A 24,173-nucleotide genomic window follows, 5' to 3' on the forward strand; every position below is an offset into this window, starting at 1 on the left:
GGGCCGGATCCGCGAGATCTCGGGCGTGGCGACCTCGATCGCGGCGGCGGTGGAGGAGCAGGGCGCGGCGACCCAGGAGATCGTGCGCAACGTCTCGCAGGCCTCGACGGGGACCGGCGCGGTGACGGCGAACATCGCGGGGGTGGCGGGGGCGGCCGAGGAGACGGGCGCTGCCGCCTCTCAGGTGCTCGCCGCCGCCTCCGAGCTGTCGCGCCAGTCCGAGCATCTCTCGGCGGAGGTCGAGCGCTTCCTCGCCACCGTCAGGGCTGCGTGAGGCCACGGATCGGGGGGAAGCGGAACGCGCCCGCGCAGTGGCGCCGCCACCAGGGGGTGAGCGCGACCTCGGCGACGCGGGCGCGGTCGTGGGCGTGGATCATCCGGTCCGGCCCCGTCGCGACGGCGCAGTGCCGGGCCGGCAGGTGGGCGCGAAAGCGGAAGAGCAGCACGTCGCCGGGCGCGGCCCGGTAGTCGGCGAGCGGTCCCGGCACGGGGACGAGGTGGCGCGCGGCCGCCTCCATGAGCGGCTCGCTGCCTGAGGGCGCCGACTCGGCCCAGGTGCCCGAATAGGGCGGGGGCGCCTCCGGCTCGGAGCCGTAGAGCCCCTGCCAGACGCCCCGCACCAGCCCGAGGCAGTCGCAGCCCACGCCCCGCAGGGCGGCCTGGTGCCGGTAGGGCGTGCCGAGCCAGAGCCGGGCCTCGGCGGCGGCGGCGGCGCCCGTGACCGTGACCGTGACCGTGGCGCTCATCGGAACAGGCTCCCGCCGTCGAGGCCCGACTGGGCCATGCCCGCCACCACGAAGTCGTTGCCCGGCATGTGGGGGAAGCCCTGGAAGTTGAGCGCGTTGGCGAAGCGGTCGCGGCAGGTGGCGAGGTGCTTGTCGCAGCCGGCGGTGAGCCGGAAGGCGTCGCCCGCCGCGATCGCGCGGGCCGGCGCCTCCCAGAGTTCGAGGCGCGCGCCCTCCTGGCGCCGCACGTCCGCCACGGCGCCCGCGTTGGCGCCCCCCGTCCAGGCGAGGCGCCCGCCCGCGAACAGGCCGTCCGGGAACGTGGCCGCGAGCGCCACCGCGAGGGTGCCGGGCTCAGGGGAGCCCGCCACCGTGCCGGTGGTGCGGAACCCGGCGAGATCCACCCGGCAGCGCGCGTCGCCGAGATCCGCCCCGCAGGTGGCGCGGAAGCTGCGGCCGCGCTCGGCCTCGAGCCGGTCGGCGAGGCCCCGCAGCTCGGCCACGAAGGCCTCGCCCGCGCGGCGGATCTCGCCCAGGGTGCCCACGTCGAGGAGGAGGCGCGTCTCCGGGGCGCGCCAGTCCACCAGCCAGGTCTCGACGGCGGCGCCGTCGTAGAGGCCGCCCGCGATGTCGGCCTCGGTCAGCCCCAGGGCGGTGAGCGCGCCCGCCACGTCCCCGCCCGAGACGGCAAAGCCCAGCTCGGCGCTGGCCTCGGCCGCCTCCAGGCCGGTGCGGGCCAGATGGGTCAGGCCGTCGAGGACGAGGTCGCGGTCGTGGTCGGTGAAGCCGAGGCGCGCGCCGTCGCGGCGGGCGAGCGTCCAGCAGCGGCAGAGCGTGGTCGCGCCCTCCGCGAGGTGGGCCGCGAAGGCGGGGGGTAGGTCGCGCAACGGAGCCTCCTTCAGGGCACGATCTCGACGAGCGGGATCCGCGGGATCTCGCCCGCCGTGAAGGCCTCGAGGTTCACCGTGAGGTCGTCGGTGTCGAAGCGGACGGGCACGTCGAAGGCGAAGCCGGCCGTCACCGCGGCGCCGGGCGCGGGCGCGGTCGCCAGGGTGAGGAGGCCGGTGGCGGGGTCGCAGGCGAAGGCCGCGATCTCGCGGCCCGCCACCGCCACCCGCACGCTGCCGGCGACCGGCTTGGCGATGGCCCGGCGGTAGGCCGACGCGCCGCCGCCGTATGTCTTGGCGAGGGGGAACGCCGTGCGGGCCCCGTCGCCGAGGCCGAGCGGCTGGTCGGTGGGCGTGGGCGCCCGGCTCGGCGGGCCGGATCGCCAATCGACCCGGTCGCGGTAGCGGAAGCCGTGGAGCCGGCCGCGGCGCTCCTCGAAGAAGGCCAGCACCGCGTGCAGCGCGTCGAGGCTGCGCACGCCGAAGCCGGCGTCGTAGCGGCGGCGCGAGTCGGCCCAGCGGCTGTTGCGGTGCTCGCGGCCCGAAGCCAGCGTGACGATCTCGGTGAGCCGCACCGGGCCGCCGCTGCCGCGCAAGGCGACGTCGAGGGGGAACAGCACCTCGTGGAAATCGACGGGCATGGCGGATCCCCTCAGAGCGCGCGCTGGCCACGGGCGACCGCGCGGGCGAGCTGGGCGGCGACCTGCGCCTCGGAGCGGCGGAAGGCCCCCGGGTCCGGCGTCGCGATGGTGACGTTGACCGAGACCGGCCGGGCGGAGGCGCCGCCCGCGACGCCGAGGCGCCCGTCGGGACCCCGGCGGAGCGGCAGGATCGCCTCAGGGCCTGCCTCGCCCATCAGGCCGGTGCCGCCGCGCATCGGGAAGTAGGTGGGCGCGGCCACGATCCCGCCCTCCGCGAAGGGGCGGACCCGGGCCCCCTCGACCACCCCGCCCCGGGTGAAGGCGGTAGCGGACGAACTCAGCAACTGGTTGACGAGGCTCGTCACCCCGCCCTCCACGGGCTTGAGCGCCGCCTTCACGGCGGCCCCGGCGAGCTTGCCGCCGAGGGAACCCAGCAGGCTGTCGAGCTGGCGCCCCGAGCCGAGGCTGCCGGAGAGCGCCGTCGAGAGGCTGCGCCCGAAGGTCTTGGCCAGACCGTCGAGCTTCTCGAGCTGCCGGATGCGGGTCGTGGTCGCGCGGTCGGTGTCGTCCTCGGCCATGGGTCGGCTTCCTCCTATGACGTCCGGCTCGCCCGCTGCTGCGGCGCCCGCCGACGATTGCGAATCAAGCACCGCCCTTTTCCCGGACGCCTGGAGCGCCAGCGGAAGGTGATCCGGGATCCAGAGGATGAAGCGCCGCCAAGCGGCTCGATCTTCGGCAACGGTGCAGTGAGCGGACGCTGCGCGTCTTCTTGTGCTGGGTCCCGGATCACCTTCCGCTGGCGCTCCGAGCGTCCGGGAAAGCGGTGGTGGGGTGGGAAGTCCGGCGATCCTGCTCAGTCGTCCCGGCTGTCCGGATGGGCGGCGATCAGCCGGTCGAGATCGCCCCGGTCGAGGGACGCCGGGGGCCGCGGCAGCGCGGCGGCCAGCTCGCGGGGGGTGGCCGCCCAGAAGTCGCGCGGGCGCCAGCCGAGGCGCCCGAGCCCCAGCGCCAGCGCCGCGTCCCACGGGAAGGCGGGCCCAGGGGCGGACCCGGGGCCCGGCGCGCTCCCGCCCGTGGGGTTCAGGGGCGCGCGGAATCCTCCGCGGGCTCCCCGAAGGCCGCGACCAGCGCCGCGCCGAGCGCCCCCGTGACGGCCTCCAGCCGCCCGGCGAGCGGCAGGCGGGCGACCGCGCGGTCGTCGAGGTCGTGGCCGCCGCCCCGGAGCGCGGCGCCCAGCAGCGCGATCAGGTCGCGGGCGGCGAGACGCCCGCCCGAGAAGCGCTCGGCGAGGCCGGCGAGGTCGCCCGCCTGCAGGGCGTCCTCCAACTCGGCGAGCGCCCCGAGGGTGAGGCAGAGGGTGAAGCGCTCACCCCCGAGATCGAGCGGCACCTCGCCGCGGCGGCGGTTGGCCATGGCTCAGGCCGCCGTGAAGGCGAGGAGGCCCGCCGAATCCAGGCTCATGTCGAAGGTGACCTCGCCCGCGTGGTCGCCGCGGTATTCCAGCGCGGTGATCTGGAACGGGCCCTCGATGGTGCCGAAGCCCGGCACCACCACCTGGAAGGTCTCGACCGCGCCATCGAAGAAGAGCTGGCGCAGGCGCAGGTCCGAGGCCTGATCGCGAAACACGCCCGCGCCCGAGACCGCGGCGCGGCGCACGCCCGCCCCGGCCAGCAGCTCGCGCCAGCGCCCGGCCGAGTCGGCGTTGGTCACGTCGACCGTCTCGGCGTTGAAGGCGATCTGCCGGGCGCGCAGGCCCGCCACCGCCGCGAACCCGCCCGCGCCGTCCCCGGCCCGGATCAGCAGGTCCTTGCCCCTCTGCGCACTCATCGATGTCTCCAAGTCAGGGGGATCCCCAAGGGCCTCAGGCCCTTGGGCAGGGTTCGGGGCGGGGCCCCGGGGTTGGAACCTCCGACCCGGCTTCGCCGGGCCGGCGGTTCCAAATGCAGGGCTCTGCCCTGCACCCGCGAAAGGCCTCGGGCCTTTCGAAACCGGGACGGGCGCCAGCCTCAGGGCGTCTCCGTCACGGCTTCGAGCGTCAGCGTCGCGCGGGCGTCGCCCGAGCGCTCGTCGCGACGGACCGCGATGCCGGCCGGCCGCAGCAGGACCAGCGTGTGGCCAGCGAGCGTCGGCGGGCGCTCCGCGGCGAGGGCCGCCATGCGGTCGGCGGCGTCCAGCGCCGTGCGGGCGGAGCCCGGCCGGGCGACGACGACCAGCGCGTGGCTGTGCCGGTGGCGCGGGGCGCCGTCCACGGAATCGTCGCGCACCTCCGCCTCGCCGAACAGGGCGTAGACCGGCGGCGCCCCGGCGGGCGGCTCGTCGTGGATGCGGACCCGGCCGCCCATCAGGCGGGCGAGCTCCGCGTCGGCCGCGAACAGCCCGAGCAGGGCGGCGCGCAGGGCCAGGAGCGGGCCGCTCATGGCGCCTCTTCCGATCTGGCCAGCTCCTCGACGTGGCAGACGAGGTCGCGCGCGCCGGTCTCCACGTGCCGCACGGCGAAGCGGCGCGGGCCGGCCACGAGCCGTGCGGCCGGCGTGACGCCGGGGCGCGCCCGCAGGGTGATGCGGTGGGTCGGCAGCCGGTCGGCGCGGCCGCCCTGCAGGCGCTCGACGGCGCCCACGGGGCTGATCGCGCCCCAGAGCACCGGCCCGGCGACGTAGCGGCGCAGCACGCCGCCGAAGCCGTCGGGCGTCTCCACCGGCACTTCGAGCACGAAGCGCCGCCGCCGCGCCCCGAGGGGCGGGCGTGCCTCGGTATGGGCCATGGGTCGCTCCAGGGTGTCAGAGGCGCAGGCGCCGGAAGGGTGCGGCGAGGGCGGCGGGATCGGGCGGGTCGGCCTCGTCGCCGCGGTGCTCGTAGCGGGCGGCGGCGAGCCGCAGGACAGCGAGGTGCAGCGGCGCGGGCAGCGCCGGGCCGTCGCCGCCGTAGCCCGCCGCGACCTCGATCAGGATGCCGCGCCCGCCGGGCTCGGGGGCGGCCGGATCGACCAGCAGGCAGGGCGCCTCGACCGGGTCGGGCCCAAGGCGCAGCAGGCCGGAATCCAGCGTCTCGACCGCGCCGTCCGCCCCCGCGAGGCCGAGGCGGAGGACGCCGACGAGGGGGCTCAGCGGCAGCGGGATCCGCCGGTCGCGCGGCCAGGCGGCGAGCACCACCCGGAAGCGGGCGGGCTTGAGGAGGCGCCGCGTCTCGGCCTCCAGGCTGGCGCGGGCGGCGGCGACGAGGCCGGCCACGAGGGCGTCCTCGCTCGCGTCCTCGGGGTCGAGCCGCAGGTAGAGCCGCATCTCGGCGAGCGTCGCCGGTTCGGCCGCCTCGACGCCGCCGGCCTCCACGCGTATCGGGACCATCGGGCCGCTCCCTCGGTTCAGCTTGCACAGGGTTTGTCGAATGGCCCGGACCACGCGCCGCCTCGCGCGGCCGCTCAGCCCAGGAATCGCGGCAGGACTGGTGATCGCCGCGCTGGCCTCCTGGCCCGCCGCGGCGGTGGTCGGGGGCGCCGAGGTGCCGCCGGGCAGCGCCGTGATGGTGCTGTCCTCGAACGGCAGCCTCTGCACCGGCGTGGTCGTGGCGCCCGACGCGGTGCTGACCGCGGGCCATTGCGCGGCGCCGGGGCTGGAGCAGCGGGTGCATTACCGGGACGCGGCCGGGCAGCCGGTGCTGGCCGAACTCAGGGCCCGCGCGGTCCATCCCGGCTACGACGCGGGCGCGATCGCGGGCCGGCGCCGCTCGATCGACCTCGCGCTGGTGCGCACCGCCGCGCCGCTGCCGGACCGCTTCGCGCCCGCCGCCTTGAGCGCCGCGATGCCGCGGGCCGGCGCGAGCCTGGATCTCGCCGGCTACGGCGCCGCCAAGGCCGGCGACCCGCGCACCACCGGCACCTTCCGCAGCGTGGCGCTGCCGGTGGTCGAGCCCCACGGCCCGAGCCGCATCCTGGTCTGGCTCCGGGCGGCGGGCGCGCGGGCCGGGGCCTGCGCGGGCGATTCCGGCGGGCCGATCGCGGGGCCCGACGGCGCGGTCGTGGCGGTGAGCGCCTGGATCGGCGGTGCCTGCGGCGGCCTCACCCAGGGCGTGCTGCTCGGCCCCCAGCGCGCCTGGATCGACCGCACGCTCCAGGGCTGGGGCCTCGCCGCGCGCTGGCAGGAGTGAGGGCGCCCGCGGCGATCCGGAGGGGGCCCCGCACGGAACCGCAGCTTGGCCGACGAATTGGCTTCGGCTAGGCTCGACAGCCGATCCCCGGGGAACGCCTGATGCTCGCCACCACCCTTCGCACGGCCGCGCTCGGCGCCCTGCTCGGTCTGCTCCCGGGCTCGGCCCAGGCGGTGATCCAGGGCGAGGTCTCGCGCGATCCCAACGGCACCCGCGCCTTCGTGGTGCGCATCGAGAGCACGCAGGGCGAGATCTGCTCGGGCACCCTGATCGCGCCCGACCTCGTGCTCACCGCCGCCCACTGCGTGATGCACCGGGCGGGCTACAGCGTGGTCGCGGTCGATCGCGCCTTCCGCCAGCGCCGCGTGGCCGTGGCCGCCGCCACGATGCATCCCGAGTTCGTGCCCGGCACCACGCCGGAGGAGCAGCCGGGCGTCGATCTCGCCCTGGTGAAGCTCGCCCAGCCGCTCGGGCCCGACTACGCGCCGCTGGACCCGCGCGGCGGCGGCGCGATCGGCACCGGGGACGCCGTCGACATCGCGGGCTTCGGCGTCGTGGCCGAGAACCGGCGCAACACCGCCCGCACGCTGCGCCAGGCGCATCTCGTCTCGATCGGCTCGCTGCAGGTCGCCAACCGGGTCACGGTGGTGACCGACCGGCGCCGCTTTGCCGAGACCGCGGGCGCGGGCGCCTGCCTGGGCGATTCCGGCGGGCCGATCCTCAGCGGCGGCCCCGGCGGCTACCGCATCGTCGGCGTGGTGAGCTGGTCGAGCGGCGCGCTGCAGCAGAACGGCCGCCGCCGCACCGCCTGCGGCGGCTTCACCGCCGTGACGCCGGTGGCCGAGCACACGGGCTGGATCGCGGCGCGCGCGGCCGAACTCGCGCAGATGCAGGTCGGCGCCGCCGAGCCGGCACGCGGCGGCCGCGCCGACTGGGCCGCCCGGCCGCCCCGCCGGCGCTGAGACCGGGCCCGCGCGCCCGGCGGCCACCGCCGCCCGCGGATGTATCCTGCCGGACAAAGAAAGTGTCTCTCCAGATACGTGCGCATGCAGCCAGACGGTCGAAGCTGTGGCGAAACGGCAGCCCTGATCTGAAAAGCATGATCTAAAGTCCATGATCGATGCGCGAGGCTGCGGCGCTAGCCTGAGATTTTGGGCTAGTCGCCCGTCGCGTCCCATGGCACTTTCACGCGTGTGCCCCGGCTCTTCCGGGCGGCGTGAGTAGTCCCGGACGACGTGCCCTGATGACCGACCGATCCTTTCCCCCCGCTCTGGAGGCGGCGGGCATCATCGGCACATGGCAGACCGACGTCGCGGCCGGCCGCTCGATCCTCGATGACGGGGCCGCGGCGCTGATGGCGGGCGACGCGGGGCTCGCCGGCAAGCCGCTCACCCTCGACGTGGCGCTCGGGCGCATCCACCCGGACGACCGCGACTGGGTGTTCGCGCAGATCCGCCGGGCCCGGCGCGCGGGCGGCCCGTTCGCGGCGGAGTTCCGCGTGCACGGGCCGGACGGCGTGCGCTGGGTGCTCAACCAGGGCCGCCTGCCCGAGGAGGGCGCGGGCGGCCTGGGCTACGGGACCTACATCGACACGACGCACCGCCACCGGGACCCGGCCGAGGGGCCGGACGCCGAGCGGCGCGACTGGCTGGAGGTCGCGGCCGACCACTGCATCGCGGCCCGCGAGGCGATCGACCGGAGCGGCAAGCCGTTCCTGCGCCTCCTCATCGACGCGCTGCTCCTCGAGATCGGCCGCCTCCTGGTGCGCCGCCGCTCGCACTGAGGCGGCGGCGCCTCCGTCAGGCGAACTTCAGCAGCTTGATCGCCGCGAAGTCCTGCACCCCGCCGCCGACGCGCTTCGTGGTGTAGAACAGCACGTAGGGCTTGGCGGAGTAGGGGTCGCGCAGCACCCTGAGGCCCGCCCGGTCGACCACGAGGTAGCCGCGCCGGAAATCGCCGAAGGCCACCGCGAGGCTGCCCGCGGCGATGTCGGGCATCGCCTCGGCCTCGGTGACCGGAAAGCCCATCAGGGTGGCGGGCGTGCCGGCGGCGGCGGGCGGCTGCCAGAGGTAGTTGCCGTCGCCGTCCTTCAGCTTGCGGATCACGGCTTGCGTGCGCCGGTTCATCACGAAGCCGGCGTTCTGGCGGTAGCCGCCCGGGAGCGCGTAGACGAGGTCGATCAGCACGTCGGCCGGGGCCGCGTTCGGGAAGGCGCCGGCCGCGCCCGTGCCGACGCAGCCGAGCTTGCCCGGCACCCAGGCGGCGTTGGCGACCGTGTCGTAGGCCAGGAATCCCCTGGGCCGGCTCACCCCGTTGCCGGTGACGAAGGCCACGCTCTCCTGCTCGGCGAAGGCCGTCTCGACCTCGTCGGCGAGCCACGCGTCGAGATCGACCACCGCGTCGTCGAGGAGCGTCTGGGTCGCCGCCGGCATGGCGTAGAGCTCCATCGCCGGAAAGGCGATCTCGGAGAGCCCCGGCCCGGCGGTCTCGGGGCGCGGGGCCGTCTCGGCGACCCAGCCCGCGCCCGGCGCCGCGGTCGCGACCGCGCGCTTGTAGAGCCCGCCCGAGATGGTGCGCTGGCCCGCGATCGCGCGGATCGGCGAGCGCTCGGCGAGGCGGCGCAGCACCGCGCGCTCCACGGTCTCGGGCACGAGGTAGCCGCCGTCGGGGCCGGAGCCTGCCGACAGCGCCTTGGCCTCCAGGCCTTTGAGGCCGCCGCTCTCGCCGGCCCGGACGTAGAGGTCGAAGGCCGCCTTGTGCTCCTCGGCCAGGCCGTCGCGGGGGGCGGGGCCGGCCAGCAGCGGCGGGCGCGCCCGGTCGAGGCTGAGCCGGTCGAGCCGGGTGCGGGCCTGCTCGAGGGCCGCGTCGATGCGGGCGAGCTTCTCCTCGGTCAGCGGGTCGGCGCCGGAGCGGCGCTCGATCCGGCCGAGGCGGGCATCGTTCTCGGCCTTGAAGGCGTCGAAGGCGCGGGCGAGGTCCTCGAGCGCGCCCTGGGCCTCGGCGCCGGTGCCGGCCTTGGTCTCGTAGGTGGGTTCGGCGTGCGTCATGCTCTCTCTCCGGTGAGGCTGGCGGGCGCGATCCGCCGGGCGAGGTCGCGCATCTTGAGGCCGAGGGGGCGGTCGAGCCGCGCCCCCGGCAGAAGCGGGAAGGTGACGAGCGAGATCTCCCAGAGATCGACCGCCCGCAGGTGGCGGTAGCCGGCCCGGTCGGGCGCGGCGCTCACCGGGCGGAAGCCGATCGAGAGCCCGTCGAGCGCCCCCTGGCGGATCAGCGCGTCGAGTTCGCGGGCGCGCCGGACCGCCGGGTTGAGCCGGCCGGCGACGCGCAGGCCGCGGGCGTCCTCCCGGATCTCGAGCCAGACGCCGACGGGCTCGGCCGGGTCGTGCTGGAACAGCATGCGCACGCCGGCCGCCCCGCGGGCCCGCAGGCTCTGCGCGAAGGCACCCGGCGCGACGACGTCGCGGCCGAGATCGGGTTGCCCGAACAGGCTGGCGTAGCCGGTGACGAGACCGTCCGTGTGCGGCACCATGTCGGCTCCTCCCCTCAGGCGCCCGGGCCGTAGCCCACGGCCTCGCGCTTCTCGGCGGCCGAGAGGAAGTCGGCCGCGCCGACCCGCCGCCAGAGCGATTCCCGCTCGGCGGCCAGCGCCTCGATCCGGTCGAGGTCGGGCTCCAGGGCGGCCTCGCCGAAGGCGGGGCCGAGCCAGTGCGCGAGGCTCTCGGCCGTGCGCCGCACCAGCGGGATCAGGGTCTGGCGGTAGAAGGCGCGGTTGGCCTCGGCGTAGTTCGCGTGGGTGTTGTCGCCGGGCAGGCCCAGCAGCAGGGGCGGCACGCCGAAGGCCAGGGCGATCTCGCGGGCGGCGGCGTGCTTGGCCTCGACGAAGTCCATCTCGCGCGGCGAGAGCGCCAGCGGCTTCCAGTCGAGCCCGCCCTCGAGCAGCAGCGGGCGGCCGGCGTTGGCGGCACCCTGGTAGTTCGCCTCGAGCTCGCCCTTGAGCCGGTCGAACTGCGCCTCGGAGAGGTGGGCCTGGCCCCCGAAGACCAAGGCGCCCGAGGGCCGGGCGGCGTTGTCGAGGAGCGCCTTGTTCCAGGCGCCGGCGGCGTTGTGGATGTCGAGCGCGGTCGCGGCCGCCTCGATCGGGGCGAGCCCGGCGAGGTCGTCCTCCGGGTTGAACAGGGCGAGGTGCAGGATCGGCGGCACCGGGCCGGCCTGCTCGTAGCGGCGCGCCCGCGCGCCGTCGCCGTACAGGTAGGCGACCGGCCAGCCGTCCGGCCCCGGCACCGGGCGCACCCGCTCGGGGCGCAGGCCGAACAGCGCGCGCGGGGTGCCGTCCAGGCTGACCTGCTCCAGGTAGGCGTTCCCGCCCAGCAGCAGCCGCGCGTAGAGGGTCTCCAGCAGCCGGGTGCCGTCCTCGCGGGGGTTCGGCCGGGCCAGCAGCGCGGCCAGCGCGTCCCCGCCCGCACCCGACGGCACCAGCGGCACGCTCGCGGCGCTGTCGGCCACGAGCCGCACCGCGCGGTGCACCACCGCGTTGCGGCCGTAGCCGGCGCGGGCGAGCGCGGTGGCGTCGCGCGCGGTCCAGGAGGCGCGGCCGCCGCCGTAGAGGGCGACCTGCGGGCCGGCGAGGGCCGCGCCCTTCCGGTCGAGGCCGGCGGCGGGGTCCGGCCGCGCCGGGACGTAGCCGGCGGCCCGCGCCAGCCGGGTGAGCAGGGTGGGCATGGCGGGTCTCGATCTCGTCGGTTGGGGGGAGGCGGGGGCCGATCTCGCAGCCGTGACGGGTGCGGTGCGGGATCGACGGATCCTTTGCGCGGGCGCGGTGTTTGTGTGTCCGGGTACGGGGACAGAATTCCTCTGTCGCCGCAGACGGGAATGCCATCCGATGAAGACGATCCTCCTGGCCGCCGCCGCGGTGGCCGCCCTCGCCCTGCCGGCCTCGGCGCAGGCGGTGATCGAGACCCCGACCAGCACCACGGTCGTGGTGCCGCCCGGCGCGCCGGGCGTGCTGACGCCCCAGACCGGATCGACCGGCGACGAGGGCGCGCTCAGCTACTCGCCGACCGGTCGGGCGGCGGACGTGATCTCGAACGACTCGGCGGCGGCCGGCAATGCCGGCCAGCCCTCGCGCGTCGCGCCCCAGGGCGGCGGCGGCGGTCGCTGAGCCCGGCGGGCGCGGCCCTCGCCGCGCCCCTCGCCGGATCCCGCGCCGAACCCCTGGTCCTCCGGCCGGCGAGGGCGGATAATGCCCGCGGCCAGACAGGGGTGAGGCGAGCGGCGATGCGCTTCGGCATTCTGATGTTTCCGGACCTGATGCAGCTCGACCTCGCGGGGCCGGCCGAGGTGTTCGGCGCGGTGCCGGGCGCGGAGCTGCACCTGATCTGGAAGACGCCCGCGCCCGTCACGAACAGCGCGGGCTGGCGCATGGTGCCGACCACGACCTTCGCCGACTGCCCGCCGCTGGACGTGATCTGCGTGCCGGGCGGGCGCGGCCAGGTCGCGCTGATGGACGACGACGAGACGCTCGGCTTCCTGCGCCTGCAATCGGCGGGCGCGCGCTTCACCACCTCGGTCTGCACCGGCTCGCTGGTGCTCGGCGCGGCCGGGCTGCTGCGCGGCTACCGGGCGGCCTGCCACTGGATGTCGCGCGACCAGCTCGCGCTGCTCGGCGCGATCCCGGTGGCCGAGCGCGTGGTGCGCGACCGGGACCGGATCACCGGCGGCGGCGTCACGGCGGGCATCGATTTCGGCCTCGCGGTCGTGGCCGAGCTCTGCGGCCCCGAGGCCGCCAAGCTCGTCCAGCTCGGCCTGGAATACGACCCGGCCCCGCCCTTCTCGGCCGGCTCGCCGGAGGGCGCCGGGCCGGCGCTCGTGGCCGAGGCCAAGGCGCGGGCGAGGGGGCGGCAGGAGCAGCGGTTGGCGGCGACGCGGGCGGCGGCGGAGCGGTTGGGTTAGTGCGGCGTTTTACTGCTCCGCTCCTCCCCGGGACATGGATCGATGGTGGTCCCGGCGCTCTGCGTGAGCGTGCTGCATAATAACGCGATGCCATAAGCGCGCAGCGCCTACGACATGATCGGCTATGGCAGGAAAGCGGGGACAACCCGCCCCAACAAGATAGAGGCTACCTGCCGACCGGGCAACAAAAGGTTAAAATGCATTAACTTTTATCAATCCTCAACCTCAACGCTTTTGGGTGAGGTTGCTGCATAATACCGGAGAGATCGGTCCTCGAGGCTCAACCTCAAGCTCCTAGACCGCCCGCTCACAGCCCCCGGATTCGCGGCGCCCCGCCCCCGTCCAGCAGAAGCGCCGTCACCGCCCAGACCAGCGCGTCGAGCCGGTCCGGCGAACCGCCACCACTCAGCCCATCCGGCCCGAAATCGCAGAGCTCGTCCTCCAGCGCCGGGAACGCCCCAGCATGGTGCACCCGCCCCTGCGCGTAGAGCAGCGAGACCGGCTCGGCCCGCAGGAACTTGCCGCGCGTGGCCCGCACGGGCGTGACCTGCACGGCCGGGTCGCACTGGCGCAGCACGGCGCTGGCCATCTCGCCGCCCTGGTTCACCTCGACCACCAGCGCGTCCGCCGCGAGGCGGTGGTAGAGCGCGAGCGCGGCGCCGGCCCAGGCCTCCGGGGTGGCGCGGGGCAGGCTGGCGTCGGCCAGCACGTAGGCGTGCTCGCCCGCCACCCCCGCGGCGACGAGGCCGCAGGCGTCCGAGCGGGCGCCGGAGGTCGCCGGCGGATCGACCGCGACCACGATCCGGGCGAGCGCGGGCGCGGCCGCCACGCGGGCGGCCTCGATCCCGGCCCGGCTCCAGAGCGCGTCGGGGCGGTCCTCGATCAACTCGCCGTCGAGTTCCTGCCGGCCGAGACGGGTGCCGCCGTAGCGCGCCGTCACGGTCTCCAGGAAGGCGGGGGCGAGGTGCGCGGCGTTGTCGTGGGTGCGGGCGCGGCTCACCGCCGTGCGGGGGGCCGCCAGCAGCCGCCGGAGCAGCGGGATCGGCCGCGGCGTGGTGGTGACGAGGGCGCGCGGGTGGCGCCCGAGCCGCAGGCCGAACTGCAGCATGTCGAAGGCGGCCTCGGGCCGGGGCCACTTGGCCAGCTCGTCGCACCACGCGGCGCCGAACTGGGGGCCGCGGAGCGAATCCGGGTCCTCCGCGGAGAAGCCCTGCGCCACCGCGCCGTTCGGCCAGGTGAGCCGGCGCCGGCTCGGCGACCAGCGGGGCCTCGGGCCCCGCGCCGGGATGCCCAGCAGCCCCGAGGGGCCCTCGACCATCACCTCGCGCAGGTCCGCGAAGGTCTCGGCCACCAGGGCGATGCGCCCGACGGGCTCGGCCGTGAAGGCCGGATCGCCCCGGGCCAGCGCATCGACCCACTCCGCCCCCGTGCGGGTCTTGCCGCAGCCGCGCCCGCCGACCACGGCCCAGAGCGTCCAGGGCTCCGCCTCCGGGCAGGGCGGCAGGCAGGGCGGCAGCTGGTCGGGCCGGGCCTGGAACAGCCAGTCACGCGCCAGCGCCCGCAGCGCCGGGGCCGGCAGGCCGCCGAGCGCGCGGGCGAGCGCCGCCTCGCCGAGCTGCGCCGGCCAGGCGGCGCGCGAGTGCCGCGCGCAGGGCCGGCAGGTCGTCGGCGAGGTTCCCGGCGCCGTCCTCGGCGTCCTCGCGGGCAAGGTCGTCGCGCCCCGGCTCGCCATCGCCCCCCTCCCGCGCCTGCGCCAGTTCGTCGAGGAGCCGCTTCAGCCCGCCGAGGTCGCGCAGGACCCGGGCCGAATCGACCACCGCGGCCCCCGCGCCCGAGAGCGCGGCGTCGAAGGCCGCGATCTGGCGGGCGACGTGCCCGCGCAGGGCCGCCCGCAGGGCCGGCCCGTCCGCCGCGGAGGCGGCGTCGAGCGGGAGGGGCGGCGGCGTGGCCGGGCCGGCGCCGCGGCGCCGCAGGGTGATGCCCAGCGCCCGGTAGAAGGCCGTCGCCGAGGTTCGCCCCACGCCGATCGCCTCGGCGAGATCCTGGGGCGCCACCCGCGGCTCGTAGTAGATGCGCGCCACCGCCTCGCGGCGCGCCTGCGGCCAGGTCGCCGGGCTGAGCTGCGAGACCCGCGGCCGCGCCCGGCGCCAGCCCTCCCGCAGGTTCCAGCCGCTCACCGTGCCGGCCGGGATCCCGAGTTCCGCCGCGATGGCGCAGATCGGCCGGTCGGTCTCGCGCAGGAGGCGGGCCGCCTCGGCGCGCTGCTCCGGCGTGTAAGGGCTTGGCCAGGCCATCCCCGCCTCTCGTCACACTTCTGGAGAATGCCTGAACCCTAACCCGGGAGCGTTGCGCTGTCAATGATAAAAAACCGATTCTAGGCTAAAAATCTGGGATGCGGGACGTGTGCCCCCGAGCGGCCGGAGACTTTCCGCCTGGATCCGGGCTCGTCCCGGGCGGTGCCGTCGGCGGGGGGAACGGCGCTCATCCCGGCACGTTGACCGGCGCCCACCCCGCGCATGCCGGTCTGGGCGCGGGCGTCCGGGTCGGGAACAGCATGGCGGTCGAGACACTAGGAGGCGCGGGGCCGGGCGAGGCCGCCGCACTGAGCGACAGTTTCCGGCGCTTCGCCGACGCGGTGCCGTTGATGATGTGGCGCTCCGATCCTGCCGGTCGGGCGATCCACCACAACGAGTGCTGGCTGGAATTCACCGGCCGCAGCCTCGACGAGGAGCTGGCCCGGGACTGGCGCGAGGGCCTGCATCCGGACGATTTCGAGCGCCACGCCCGCGTGGTCGCCGACGCCTTCGCGGCGCGCAAGCCCTTCACGGTGGAGTTCCGCCTGCGCCGGCACGACGGGGCCTATCGCTGGCTCCTCGACACGGCGCGCCCCCTGGTGGAGGAGGGCGGCTTCCGGGGCTATCTCGGCTCCTGCTTCGACATCACCGACCGCAAGCACGCCGAGGAGCATATCGAGCACGCGCTGGCCGAGAAGGAGGCGCTGCTGGCCGAGGTCTACCACCGGGTGCGCAACAACCTCCAGGTGATGGTCAGCCTGATCGGCCTCTACGGCCGGGCCGCGCCCGATCCCTGCCGCGGCTCCTTCGAGGCGCTGGGCCAGCGGGTCCGGGCGATCGCGCTGGTGCAGCAGCACCTGCACGAGGCCCCCCACATCGCCAGCATCGACCTCAAGGACTACCTCCACCGCCTAGCCTCGGGCCTCGGCCAGCTCCGGCGCGCGGGGCGGATCGGCGTGCAGGTCGGCGGCGGCGGAACGGGGCTCGTGGAGCCGCGCACCGCCAACGCGCTGGGCATGATCGTGGCCGAGATCGTGGCGGAGTGCCTGGACGCCACGGCGGAATCGGTCGCCTGCGCGATCGCCATCGAGATCCACGCCGAGGCGGGCGGCCCGGTGCGGCTCTCGATCGTCTCGGGGGCGGGGGAGGGGGACGAGCCCGGCCGGCCCAACGTGCCGAAGCTCGGGCCGCGCCTGATCGCGGCCTACGCGGCCCAGGCCGAGATCGCCGTGACCGGGACGGCGACGGCGGCGGATCCGCTCCTGCTGCACCTGCCCGAGGCGCGAGTGCGCAACTGAGCCCGCTCGCAGCCGCCGCGCCGCGCCTATATAGGGCCTGACCCCCGCACCACGACGCAGGCCCGGATGCTGCCCCCGATCGCGACCATCATCGAGAATTTCGAGTTCATCGAGGACGACTACATGCGCCTCGAATACCTGATCGAGCTCGGTCGCGCCCTGCCGGAGATGCCGGAGTCGCTGCGCCGGGAGGAGAACCGCGTCCACGGCTGCGAGAGCCAGGTCTGGATCGACACCGCGGTCGCGCAGACGCCGGAGGGGCCCCGCCTCGCCCTGCACGGCTTCAGCGACTCCTTCGTGGTCAAGGGCTTCGTGGCGCTGATGGTCGCGCTCTACACTGGCAAGAGCCCGCGCGAGGCCGCCGAGACGGACGGGTTCGACCTGTTCCGGCAGCTGCATTTCGGTGCCCACGTCACCTCGAAGCGCTCGAATGGCGTGCGCGCGATGGTCGAGCGCATCAACCGCGACGCGGCGCGTCTCGCAGCCTGAGCGTCGCGTTCCGGCTTCGCCGCCCGGGGCCCCGCCCCGGACCCTGCCGATACCCGGGACGGGCCGCAACCTCAGGCGCTCTCCCGCCACAGGCGCATCCGTGCGCGGTCCGGGCCGGTGGCGGCGCGCTCCAGGCCGTAATGCTCGGCGAGCCGCCCGAGGGCGATGCGCGCCACGACCTTGGCGGAGCGGGCCGGCCAGCGCCGCTCGGCCTCGATGCGCTCCAGGCCCTTCAGCTCGCCGCAGAGGTCGATCAAGAGGTTGGCGAGGTCGCCGCCCACCGCGTCGAGGGCGCCGCGCACCCGCTGGCGGGCTGCCACCACCGCGTCGGAGGCCGAGGCGGGGTCGCGCGGACCGGAGCCGTCGACCCGCTCCGCGCCCCAGTTTACGCCGAGCCGCGGCGTCATCCGGGCGAGCGTGATGTCCCGGCGCAGGCGCTCGCCCGCCTCGAAGGCGGCCGGCTCGATCAGCGGCCGCCCGTCGCTGCCGCGGCGCCGGGCCATCCAGGCGACCGGGCTCTCGGACGCGTCGCGCAGGTGCGATGCCTCGGCCGTCCCGTCCCGCGCTTCCTCCCGCCCCCCATCGTCCGCCTCTTCCGCCACGAGGTCGAGGTGCTGGGCCAGGAAAGCGCTCGCCTCGGGCGCCCCCTGCCGCCGCAGGCGTGCCCGACCGGCCGGGCCGAGGACGATCCGGCGGCGTCCCGAAGTTTCGGTCCGGACGAGGTCCAGCGCCAGGAGCTGCTCGCCGGCATCGCGCGGGAAGCGCCCGCCGCCGAGCGACACGCCCGCCCCGCCCGTCCGCACGAGCAGCATCGACCCGTCGATCGGGTCCTGAAAGGCGTAAGCGCCGGGCCGCGCGAGGGCCGCGAGCAGCCGCCCAGCCGCCGGCGTGAGCGCGCGCTCGGCCGTCCGGCCGGTACGCTGCGCGGTCGGAGAGCCGGATCCGGGGAAATTTTTGTTCATGTTTTGTTCCAAAGCAGAACGCGCCACGTGAGCGACCGTAGGTTGCCGGAAGGTCGTCCCAAGTCAAGACTTGACGCATTTCGGTTATGCACAGGCGCGCTGCAGGATCGGTATCTGGAGTTGTGAGCCCGGGCCGTGTCGATGCGGGTCGTTTGGGCGCCTGCCGACCGTTCCGTCCGCCGATCGATGGCAACTTGAGCGATACGTACGGCGGGTCGGAGCGTGCGTGAATCGGTGCGGGACGTACGACACGGTCCCGGGTGAGTGGGCCCGCTCGCACCTTGTCCTCGAGCGCGGACGGGTTCACCTCTCTCTTCCCGCATCCGGATCCGGTGAGCGACAGCCCAGCATGGCCCCGACGACCCCAGCCTTCCCGCAGATCTCCGGCGCGCCGGTCGCCGAGCGCCGGCCGCACGCCTACGCGGTGCACGGCCGCCAGATCACCGACGACTACGCCTGGCTCAAGGCCGGGAACTGGCAGGCGGTGCTGAAGGACCCGGGCGCGCTGCCGGCCGACATCGCCGCCTACCTCGACGCCGAGAACGCCTACGCGGAGGCGATGCTGGCCGACGCCGCCGCCTTGCGGAAGACGCTGGTGGCCGAGATGCGCGGGCGTATCCGCGAGGACGACAGCGGGGTGCCGGACCCGGACGGGCCGTGGAGCTACTACACCCGCCACCGCGAGGGCGGGCAGCACCCGCTGGTCTGCCGGCGCCCGCGCGATCCGGCCCGGCCGGACGACCTCGGCGCCGAGGCCGACGAGGTCGTGCTGATCGACGGCGACCGCGAGGGCGAGGGGCTCGCCTTCTTCGAGATTGCCGCCGCCGTCCACGCGGACGACCACGGGCGGCTCGCCTGGAGCGCGGACACGAAGGGCTCCGAACTCTACACGATCCGGGTGCGCGACCTCGCCTCGGGCCGGGATCTCGACGACCGGGTCGAGGCGACCTCGGGCGAGGCCGTGTGGGCCGGCGACGGCCAGAGCTTCTGGTACGTCGCGGTCGATGCCAACCACCGCCCCGCCAAGGTGATGCGCCACCGGCTCGGCACCGCGCAGAGCGCGGACGAGACCGTCTACGCGGAGGCCGATTCCGGCTACTTCGTCCATATCGGGCAGACGCAGTCCGGCGCCTTCCTCACGGTGACGGCGAGCGACCACGAGACCGCGGAGGTCCACCTGCTCGACCGGCACGCCGCCCACGCGCCGCTGCGGGTGGTGCAGAGGCGCGAGCCGCTCCTCATCTACTCGGTCGAGCACCGGGGCGACGCGCTCTACATCCTCACCAACGCGGACGGGGCGGAGGACTTCAAGATCGTCACCGCGCCGCTGTCGGATCCCGGCCGCGCGCGCTGGCGCGACCTCGTCCCCTACCGGGCCGGCCTGATGATCCGCCACCTCCACCTCTTGGAGAACCACCTCGTCCGCCTGGAGATCGAGAACGCCCGGCCGCGCATCATCGTGCGCGACCTGCGGACCGGCGAGGAGCACGCCGTGGCGTTCGCCGAGGAGGCGTACTCGCTGGGGCTTCAGTCCGGCCACGCCTTCGCCACGCCGGTGATCCGCTTCGTCTACTCCTCGATGACGACGCCGGCCGAGACTTGGGACTACGACTGCGCCACCCGCGAGCGGACGCTGCGCAAGCGTCAGACCGTGCCGAGCGGCCACGACCCGGCGGCCTACGTCACCCGCCGCCTCTTCGCGACGGCGCCGGACGGCGAGCAGGTGCCGATCTCGCTGCTGCACCGGCGCGACCTGCCCCTCGACGGCAGCGCGCCGCTGCTGCTCTACGGCTACGGCTCCTACGGCACGCTGATGCCGGCGGCCTTCCGTACGAACCTGCTCTCGCTCGTCGATCGCGGCTTCGTCTACGCGATCGCGCATATCCGCGGCGGCACCGAGAAGGGCTGGCGCTGGTACTTGGACGGAAAGCGCGAGAAGAAGCCCAACACCTTCTCGGATTTCGTCGCCTGCGCGCGCGCGCTGGTCACGGCGAACTACACCTCCGAGAAGAACATCGTGGCCCATGGCGGCAGCGCGGGCGGCATGCTGATGGGCGCGGTCGCCAACCTCGCCCCCGAACTCTTCGCGGGAATCGTGGCCGACGTGCCCTTCGTGGACGTCCTCAACACGATGCTCGACGGCGACCTGCCGCTCACGCCCCCCGAATGGCCCGAATGGGGCAACCCGGCCGAGAGCGAGGAGGCCTTCCGGACGATCCTTTCCTACTCGCCCTACGAGAACGTGGCTTCCAAGGCCTATCCGGCGATCCTGGCGCTCGGCGGGCTCACCGACCCGCGGGTGACCTACTGGGAGCCGGCCAAGTGGGTGGCGCGCCTGCGTGCGACCATGACGGGGGGCGGGCCCGTGATCCTGCGCATCAACATGGAGGCCGGCCACGGGGGTGCGGCCGGGCGCTTCGACCGGCTGGAGGAGGTTGGCCTGATCTACGCCTTCGCGCTGATGGCGGTGGGGAGGGCGTGAGCCGTCACGGCTGAACCTGCGGCGGGCCCACGGGCGCGGCCTCGGCCGGCGGGCTCGACTGGCTGCGCCGGGTCGCCTCCTCGGCCTCGCGCGCCCGGGCCTGCCGGGCCGCCTCCTCCGCAGCGGCCTGCTGCGCCTTCACCCGGGCTTGGCGCGCGGCCTCCTCGGCCTCGGCGGCGGCCTTGAGGGCGGCGGCGCGGGCCTGATCCAGCTCGATGCGGGCGCGGCGGCGCTGGCGCTCGACCTGATCGGCCTCCAGAAGCTCGATCCGCTCCAACTCGCGCTGCAGCACTGCGGCGGCGAGGCCGGTGGCGAGCGGGCCGGTATCGAGCGCGCGCTCCGGTGCGCCGAGCGGTCCGGTCAGCCCGAACCCGGCGGCGGGCGTGCCCGCGCTCCAGCCGCGGGGAACCGCGCCGCCCGCGAGCGTGCCGCGCGCGTCGAGCCGGCCATTCCGCAGGTCGTACGCGAGGCTGCCGTTCCAGCGCGCCGGGCCGAGATCGAGGTCGAGCGGGCCTGCCCGCAGCACGCCGCCGATGATCGTCGCGGGCGCCGAGACGGGCTCGCGCGCCTGGGCGGCGGCCCGGTTCAACTCCTCGCCGACGATCTGGGCGAGGCGGCCCTCGCGCAGGGGATCGTCCGCCTCGAGCGCGCGGGCGAGCGCCCGCCCGAGCGCGCCCGGGTCGGCCCCCGGCACGCTGAGATCCGCCAGCGTGAGCGTGCCCGATCCCGCGAGGTTGCCCGCGAGCGCGCCCGCATCCGCGCCGGAAGTACCGAAGCGGAGCTTGGCCGAGAGCCGGCCGCTGAGCGGGCCGCCGGAGAGAGCGGGCAGGCTCGCATCCTCCAGCGCGCCCTCGCCCGAGACGGCGAGGCCGCCCGTCCGCCGCGCCAGCGTGGCCGTTCCGGTGAGCCGCCCGTCGGCGAGGCGCCCGGTGAGGTCGCGCAGGTCGAGCGCGGCGTCGGCGAAGCCGAGCTTAAGGCCCGCACCGGAGAGCGAGAGGCCGCGGCCGAGATCGAGCGTCTCGGCCCGGAGGTCGAGGTCGAAGGGGGGCGCCGGCACGGACCGGTCCGGCTCCGGCAGGGCGGCGGCGAGTTGCGGCAGCGAGAGCCGCGCGAGCGCGACGCTGCCCGTCACCGGCCCGTCGCCCGCGCGCCGGAGGTCCGCCTTCAGGTCCGCCCCCGCGACTTGGCCCCTGAGCCGCGCCCGCAGGGCCTCCTCGTCGTGCGCCAGCGTCAGCGTCAGGTCGGCGGGCCAGGGACCGGGCGGCAGGGCGGTGGCGCCCGCGAGCCTCAGGAAGGGAGCGAGGTCGGGGCCGCTCGCCCGGATCTCGCCCGCGTCCGGCCGCCCCTCCGGGTCGAGCCGGAGCGGGCTGGTGGTCGCGAGCCTCAGGCCCGCCACGGTGCCGTCGAGGGTCAAGGCGAGGAGCGCGTCCTCCCCGCTCGCGCGGGCGTAGCCCGAATCGTGCTGGCGCGTGGCGAGGATGCGCAGGCTCGCGGGCTGCTGCAGGCCGGCGATGTCGGGCCGCGCGAACCAAGTGCCGGCCCGGGGCGTGACGAGGCCGATCTCGGCCCGGTCGATCCGGCCGGCGCGGCTCGTCAGCGCGAGGTCGAGGTTGCTTCCGGCCACGCTGCCGCGGGCGCTCGCCCGCAGGGCGTCGCTGCTGCCGGCCTCCCGCTCCAGGGCGACCGCGAGGTCGAGGGCGCCCGCCCGCAGGAAGGCCGGGATCAGCCGGCTCTCGCCGGTCCAGACCCGGTCGAGCAGCGTGAGGAGCGGGGCCGCAACCGGGGCGGCGAGCCGACCCGAGACCTTTCCGGCCCCGTCCGGTCCGATCCGGCCGGCGAGCGTGCCGCTGGCGCCCGCGAGATCGCGGATCTCCAGGCTGTCCACCACGAGGCTCGGCCCGTCCGAGGCGATGCGCGCCGCGATCGTGCCCGCGCCCGAACCGGTCTGGCCGTAGCGGACCTCCCTTGCCTCCAGGGTCAGGCCGAGATCGTGGCCTCTGAGCGCCGCGACGGTGCCGCCGAGCGGCGGCAGCGCGGCGATGTCGAGCCCGCGCGCCGCGATCTGCGCCTCAAAGCGCCCGCGCGCCGTGCCCTCCGGGGCGGTGTAGCGGGCGAGCCCCGTGAGCCGGGCGCTGCCGAGGGTGAGGTCGAGGTTGCTCAGCGACAGGGTCTGGGCGGCGGCCGAGACGGTGGCGCTCACTGATATCGGGCGCCCGTCGAGCACCGCGACGGCCGGGCCATCCAGCTCGAGCTTGCCGAGATAGCGCCCGAACTCCTCCGAGCGCGGCGCCGAGAGGGTGACCGGGCCGTTGAAGTGCGGCGCGGGCGCCACCTCCAGCGTCCCGCTCGCCGTGAGCGCGGCCGCACCCGGCGCGGTCGCGCGGAAGCTGCGCAGGACCAAACCGCCGGTGCGGTCGAGGGTGCCGGCGAGCGCGAGGTCCGACCATTCCTCCAGCCCGAGCGCGAGGCTCTCGACCGCGAGGTCGAGGTCGAGCAGCACCGGCAGGCCGGGGGCCTTCCTGGGCAGGCCGCGGGCGATCAGCGCCTGCCCCGCGCCCGAGAGCAGGAAGGCGTCGAGGTCGAGCCGGCGCGCCTCCAGGCGCAGGCCGGCGCGCCACTGGCGCAGGTCGAGCCGGCCGCTGCCGGAGAGGCGCAGCGCGCGCCCGGCCGGGTCGACCTCGGCGCTCACCCCCTCGAAGCGGACCTGCGACCCCTGCGCCTTGAAGCGCCCGCCGAGCGTGAAGGGCAGGTAGTCGCCCGCGGCCTGCGTCGGCGGGCCGACCACGAGGCGGGCCGTGCCCTCCGCCTGCACCGACAGCGCCTGCCGGCCACCGGTGCCGCGGCCGGGCGCGGGCACGAGGCCGAGGCGCGCGTCGGCCTCGAAGCGCGGGCGGCTGTCGCCGCCGCCCGAGAGCTTGACGGGCAGGTTTCCGTCGGCGCCGACCTCGCCGCTCGCCAGCCGGAACGGCACCCCGGCGCTCGTCCCCTCGACCCGCCAGGGCCCGGCGAGCGCGGGGGCCTGGATCCGCAGGTCCTCGGCGTAGAGCTGGTCGGTGCGGCCCGTCGCCGGCACGGTGGTGGTGAGCAGGAACTGCTGGATCTGCAGGTCCTCGATCGCGAGGTCGCGCGCCGGCAACGTTTCGCCGAGGCCCGCGGGCAGCAGCAGCGCCTCGCCCCCGGTGACCGGCAGCCGCACCTCGGCTCGGCCGATGCGGGTCTCGGTGAAGCGGATCTCGCCGCCGAGCAGCGGCGTCAGCGCGATCTCGGCCTTCACGAAGCGGGCGTCGAGGCCCGGCGTCTCGCCATCACCGCCGATCCGCAGACGGTCGAGACGCAGGCGCGGGGAGGGGAGCAGGCGCACGTCGAGCCGCCCCTCGCTGCGGGCGGGCAGGCCCAGCGAGCGGCCGATCGCCCGATCGACCAGGGCGCGGTGCGCCGTCCAGTCGAGGAGGGGCGGCACGGCGAGCGCCGCGACGAGGACAAGGATGACGGCGCCCGCGAGCGCGGTCAGGAGGTCACGCACCGGTCTGGTCCCGCTTCTGGCCCGCCCGCGGCGGCGGGTTCCGGGACAGCCGCTCGCGGACCGCCGGAGGCGGGCGCTTCGTTTGCCCCGGCGCGGACATAGCACGGTGCGGGGCACCCGGCGCCAGTTGCCGTCGGGGCACCACGCCCGAGCGATGGCGCGCGCCCTTTTCCCGGATGCCCGGAACACAGTCGAGGGTGATCCGGAAACGAGAGACGGAAGTGCCGCGAAGCGGCTCGATCCTGAGCGACGGTGCAGGAGGCGGACGCTGCGCGCCTTCTCGCGCGGGGTGCCGGCTCCCCTCCGCTGACGCACCGGGCGTCCGGGAAGGCGGCGGTGATGACCGGAGCCAACCGCCGCCTCCGTTCGGGGAGAGGTGGATTTGCGGTCCTAGCGCCGCGGCGCGCCCACGGCGCCCGTGGGCGGGGCGGGCGGCTGCGAGGTCTGGCTGCGCTGCATCTCCATGCGGGCGGCGTTGTTCTGGCTCGTGGTACCGATCTGATTGCCGCGCGCGGTGCTCTCGCTGGTGAGCGCCTGGTTCGTCGCGTTCGGGTTCGACAGGACCTGGGCGCCGGCCGGGCCGGCGGCGAGCGCGAGGGCGGCGGCGAGCGTGACGTGTGCGAGGCGCATGGCGATCCTCCTGTTGCCGTGATCGTATGCGGTGACGACGTGCGAGCGCCGGCCCGGTTCCGGCGCGTTCGCCGTCGGCCTACCCGCGGGACCCCCGCGAAATCCCGTGGGATGGGCCGGCCAACCCGCGACGACCCAGGCGCGGCCCTCGAC

General features: G+C 75.7%; 26 protein-coding genes and 1 pseudogene. 9 read left to right on the forward strand and 18 right to left on the reverse strand.

All coding sequences use genetic code 11. The features are described 5' to 3' along the window. Nucleotides 1-274, forward strand: a pseudogene (locus tag MFF56_RS17175) (methyl-accepting chemotaxis protein); the annotation flags it as partial. Here MFF56_RS17175 and MFF56_RS17180 read toward each other — a convergent pair. The 10 genes from MFF56_RS17180 to MFF56_RS17225 all read right to left on the reverse strand — a co-directional run bounded on the left by MFF56_RS17180 (nucleotide 261) and on the right by MFF56_RS17225 (nucleotide 5,594). Continuing rightward, on the reverse strand, nucleotides 261-746 hold the full coding sequence (locus MFF56_RS17180; protein WP_066924119.1) for a C40 family peptidase: 486 nt from the start codon (nucleotides 744-746) through the stop codon (nucleotides 261-263). The pseudogene MFF56_RS17175 and the gene MFF56_RS17180 overlap by 14 nt on opposite strands. After that, nucleotides 743-1,612 (reverse strand): phage/gene transfer agent baseplate hub protein, encoded by an 870-nt coding sequence (locus MFF56_RS17185; RefSeq protein ID WP_238230463.1) that lies wholly within the window; start codon nucleotides 1,610-1,612, stop codon nucleotides 743-745. The genes MFF56_RS17180 and MFF56_RS17185 overlap by 4 nt, the downstream gene beginning before the upstream one ends. A gap of 11 nt (nucleotides 1,613-1,623) precedes the next feature. Beyond that, nucleotides 1,624-2,253: a DUF2460 domain-containing protein gene (locus MFF56_RS17190; RefSeq protein ID WP_066923878.1), complete on the reverse strand. Its 630-nt coding sequence runs from the start codon at nucleotides 2,251-2,253 to the stop codon at nucleotides 1,624-1,626. Nucleotides 2,254-2,264: 11 nt separating this feature from the next. Next, nucleotides 2,265-2,831: a phage tail tape measure protein gene (locus MFF56_RS17195; protein ID WP_066923880.1), complete on the reverse strand. Its 567-nt coding sequence runs from the start codon at nucleotides 2,829-2,831 to the stop codon at nucleotides 2,265-2,267. A 275-nt stretch (nucleotides 2,832-3,106) separates the two neighbouring features. Further along, the gene (locus MFF56_RS17200; protein WP_082772879.1) at nucleotides 3,107-3,337 is read right to left on the reverse strand and encodes a phage tail assembly chaperone; all 231 of its coding nucleotides are present in this window, start codon (nucleotides 3,335-3,337) and stop codon (nucleotides 3,107-3,109) included. After that, nucleotides 3,334-3,666 (reverse strand): gene transfer agent family protein, encoded by a 333-nt coding sequence (locus MFF56_RS17205; protein ID WP_066919266.1) that lies wholly within the window; start codon nucleotides 3,664-3,666, stop codon nucleotides 3,334-3,336. Before MFF56_RS17205 ends, MFF56_RS17200 begins: the two co-directional genes overlap by 4 nt. Before the next feature lie 3 nt (nucleotides 3,667-3,669). After that, nucleotides 3,670-4,080, reverse strand: coding sequence for a phage major tail protein, TP901-1 family (locus MFF56_RS17210; RefSeq protein WP_066919268.1), 411 nt, complete (start codon nucleotides 4,078-4,080; stop codon nucleotides 3,670-3,672). A gap of 179 nt (nucleotides 4,081-4,259) precedes the next feature. Then, nucleotides 4,260-4,670, reverse strand: a complete 411-nt coding sequence (gene gp17, locus MFF56_RS17215; protein WP_066919952.1) for a tail completion protein gp17 — start codon at nucleotides 4,668-4,670, stop codon at nucleotides 4,260-4,262. Next, the gene (locus MFF56_RS17220) at nucleotides 4,667-5,014 is read right to left on the reverse strand and encodes a head-tail adaptor protein (RefSeq protein WP_066919950.1); all 348 of its coding nucleotides are present in this window, start codon (nucleotides 5,012-5,014) and stop codon (nucleotides 4,667-4,669) included. Before MFF56_RS17220 ends, gp17 begins: the two co-directional genes overlap by 4 nt. Nucleotides 5,015-5,030: 16 nt before the next feature. Then, complete coding sequence (locus MFF56_RS17225) at nucleotides 5,031-5,594, reverse strand: head-tail connector protein (RefSeq protein ID WP_066919948.1); 564 nt, start codon at nucleotides 5,592-5,594, stop codon at nucleotides 5,031-5,033. A 40-nt stretch (nucleotides 5,595-5,634) separates the two neighbouring features. On the opposite strand from MFF56_RS17225, the gene MFF56_RS17230 reads away from it, so the two are divergent. The 3 genes from MFF56_RS17230 (at nucleotide 5,635) to MFF56_RS17240 (ending at nucleotide 8,176) form a co-directional block, all read left to right on the forward strand. Continuing rightward, nucleotides 5,635-6,393 (forward strand): S1 family peptidase, encoded by a 759-nt coding sequence (locus MFF56_RS17230; protein ID WP_066919946.1) that lies wholly within the window; start codon nucleotides 5,635-5,637, stop codon nucleotides 6,391-6,393. Between the two features lie 101 nt (nucleotides 6,394-6,494). Further along, a complete protein-coding gene (locus tag MFF56_RS17235; RefSeq protein ID WP_238230466.1) occupies nucleotides 6,495-7,355 on the forward strand; it encodes a S1 family peptidase in 861 nt (286 codons plus the stop codon). Nucleotides 7,356-7,636: 281 nt separating this feature from the next. Then, nucleotides 7,637-8,176 (forward strand): PAS domain-containing protein, encoded by a 540-nt coding sequence (locus tag MFF56_RS17240; protein WP_066922724.1) that lies wholly within the window; start codon nucleotides 7,637-7,639, stop codon nucleotides 8,174-8,176. 16 nt (nucleotides 8,177-8,192) lie between these two features. Here the strand turns inward: MFF56_RS17240 and MFF56_RS17245 are convergent, their stop codons facing one another. From MFF56_RS17245 to MFF56_RS17255, 3 genes are read right to left on the reverse strand one after another with little or no spacing between them, the layout of a single operon-like run. After that, on the reverse strand, nucleotides 8,193-9,440 hold the full coding sequence (locus MFF56_RS17245; RefSeq protein ID WP_066922722.1) for a phage major capsid protein: 1,248 nt from the start codon (nucleotides 9,438-9,440) through the stop codon (nucleotides 8,193-8,195). Further along, nucleotides 9,437-9,922 carry an HK97 family phage prohead protease gene (locus MFF56_RS17250; RefSeq protein ID WP_066922720.1) on the reverse strand — a complete coding sequence of 162 codons (486 nt, stop codon included), beginning with the start codon at nucleotides 9,920-9,922 and terminating at the stop codon, nucleotides 9,437-9,439. The genes MFF56_RS17245 and MFF56_RS17250 overlap by 4 nt, the downstream gene beginning before the upstream one ends. A gap of 14 nt (nucleotides 9,923-9,936) precedes the next feature. Further along, on the reverse strand, nucleotides 9,937-11,112 hold the full coding sequence (locus tag MFF56_RS17255; protein ID WP_238230467.1) for a phage portal protein: 1,176 nt from the start codon (nucleotides 11,110-11,112) through the stop codon (nucleotides 9,937-9,939). A 160-nt stretch (nucleotides 11,113-11,272) separates the two neighbouring features. On the opposite strand from MFF56_RS17255, the gene MFF56_RS17260 reads away from it, so the two are divergent. Next, entirely contained in the window at nucleotides 11,273-11,551 is a 279-nt protein-coding gene (locus MFF56_RS17260) for a hypothetical protein (protein ID WP_156453975.1), read from the forward strand. A 116-nt stretch (nucleotides 11,552-11,667) separates the two neighbouring features. Beyond that, on the forward strand, nucleotides 11,668-12,342 hold the full coding sequence (locus MFF56_RS17265) for a DJ-1/PfpI family protein (protein WP_066926633.1): 675 nt from the start codon (nucleotides 11,668-11,670) through the stop codon (nucleotides 12,340-12,342). A gap of 307 nt (nucleotides 12,343-12,649) precedes the next feature. On the opposite strand, the gene MFF56_RS17270 is transcribed toward MFF56_RS17265, so the two are convergent. Beyond that, nucleotides 12,650-13,921, reverse strand: coding sequence for a DNA-packaging protein (locus tag MFF56_RS17270; protein ID WP_066926641.1), 1,272 nt, complete (start codon nucleotides 13,919-13,921; stop codon nucleotides 12,650-12,652). Continuing rightward, the gene (locus tag MFF56_RS17275; RefSeq protein WP_066926635.1) at nucleotides 13,887-14,636 is read right to left on the reverse strand and encodes a hypothetical protein; all 750 of its coding nucleotides are present in this window, start codon (nucleotides 14,634-14,636) and stop codon (nucleotides 13,887-13,889) included. The genes MFF56_RS17270 and MFF56_RS17275 overlap by 35 nt, the downstream gene beginning before the upstream one ends. A 260-nt stretch (nucleotides 14,637-14,896) precedes the next feature. On the opposite strand from MFF56_RS17275, the gene MFF56_RS17280 reads away from it, so the two are divergent. After that, nucleotides 14,897-15,934 (forward strand): PAS domain S-box protein, encoded by a 1,038-nt coding sequence (locus MFF56_RS17280; protein ID WP_066926637.1) that lies wholly within the window; start codon nucleotides 14,897-14,899, stop codon nucleotides 15,932-15,934. Between the two features lie 66 nt (nucleotides 15,935-16,000). Then, a complete protein-coding gene (locus MFF56_RS17285) occupies nucleotides 16,001-16,423 on the forward strand; it encodes a SufE family protein (RefSeq protein WP_066921794.1) in 423 nt (140 codons plus the stop codon). 71 nt (nucleotides 16,424-16,494) lie between these two features. Here the strand turns inward: MFF56_RS17285 and MFF56_RS17290 are convergent, their stop codons facing one another. Then, nucleotides 16,495-17,385 carry a DUF6456 domain-containing protein gene (locus MFF56_RS17290; RefSeq protein ID WP_238230470.1) on the reverse strand — a complete coding sequence of 297 codons (891 nt, stop codon included), beginning with the start codon at nucleotides 17,383-17,385 and terminating at the stop codon, nucleotides 16,495-16,497. Nucleotides 17,386-17,734: 349 nt separating this feature from the next. Here MFF56_RS17290 and MFF56_RS17295 point away from each other — a divergent pair, with 349 nt between their 5' ends. Next, nucleotides 17,735-19,867 (forward strand): S9 family peptidase, encoded by a 2,133-nt coding sequence (locus MFF56_RS17295; protein ID WP_066921796.1) that lies wholly within the window; start codon nucleotides 17,735-17,737, stop codon nucleotides 19,865-19,867. Between the two features lie 4 nt (nucleotides 19,868-19,871). Here MFF56_RS17295 and MFF56_RS17300 read toward each other — a convergent pair whose 3' ends face one another. Together MFF56_RS17300 and MFF56_RS17305 are read right to left on the reverse strand one after the other, a co-directional pair. After that, complete coding sequence (locus tag MFF56_RS17300) at nucleotides 19,872-23,390, reverse strand: AsmA-like C-terminal region-containing protein (RefSeq protein ID WP_238230472.1); 3,519 nt, start codon at nucleotides 23,388-23,390, stop codon at nucleotides 19,872-19,874. A gap of 390 nt (nucleotides 23,391-23,780) precedes the next feature. Further along, a complete protein-coding gene (locus MFF56_RS17305; protein WP_066924352.1) occupies nucleotides 23,781-24,020 on the reverse strand; it encodes a hypothetical protein in 240 nt (79 codons plus the stop codon). Nucleotides 24,021-24,173 lie beyond the last annotated feature (153 nt).

Source organism: Methylobacterium hispanicum, assembly GCF_022179285.1.
Taxonomy (GTDB): Bacteria; Pseudomonadota; Alphaproteobacteria; order Rhizobiales; family Beijerinckiaceae; genus Methylobacterium; species Methylobacterium hispanicum.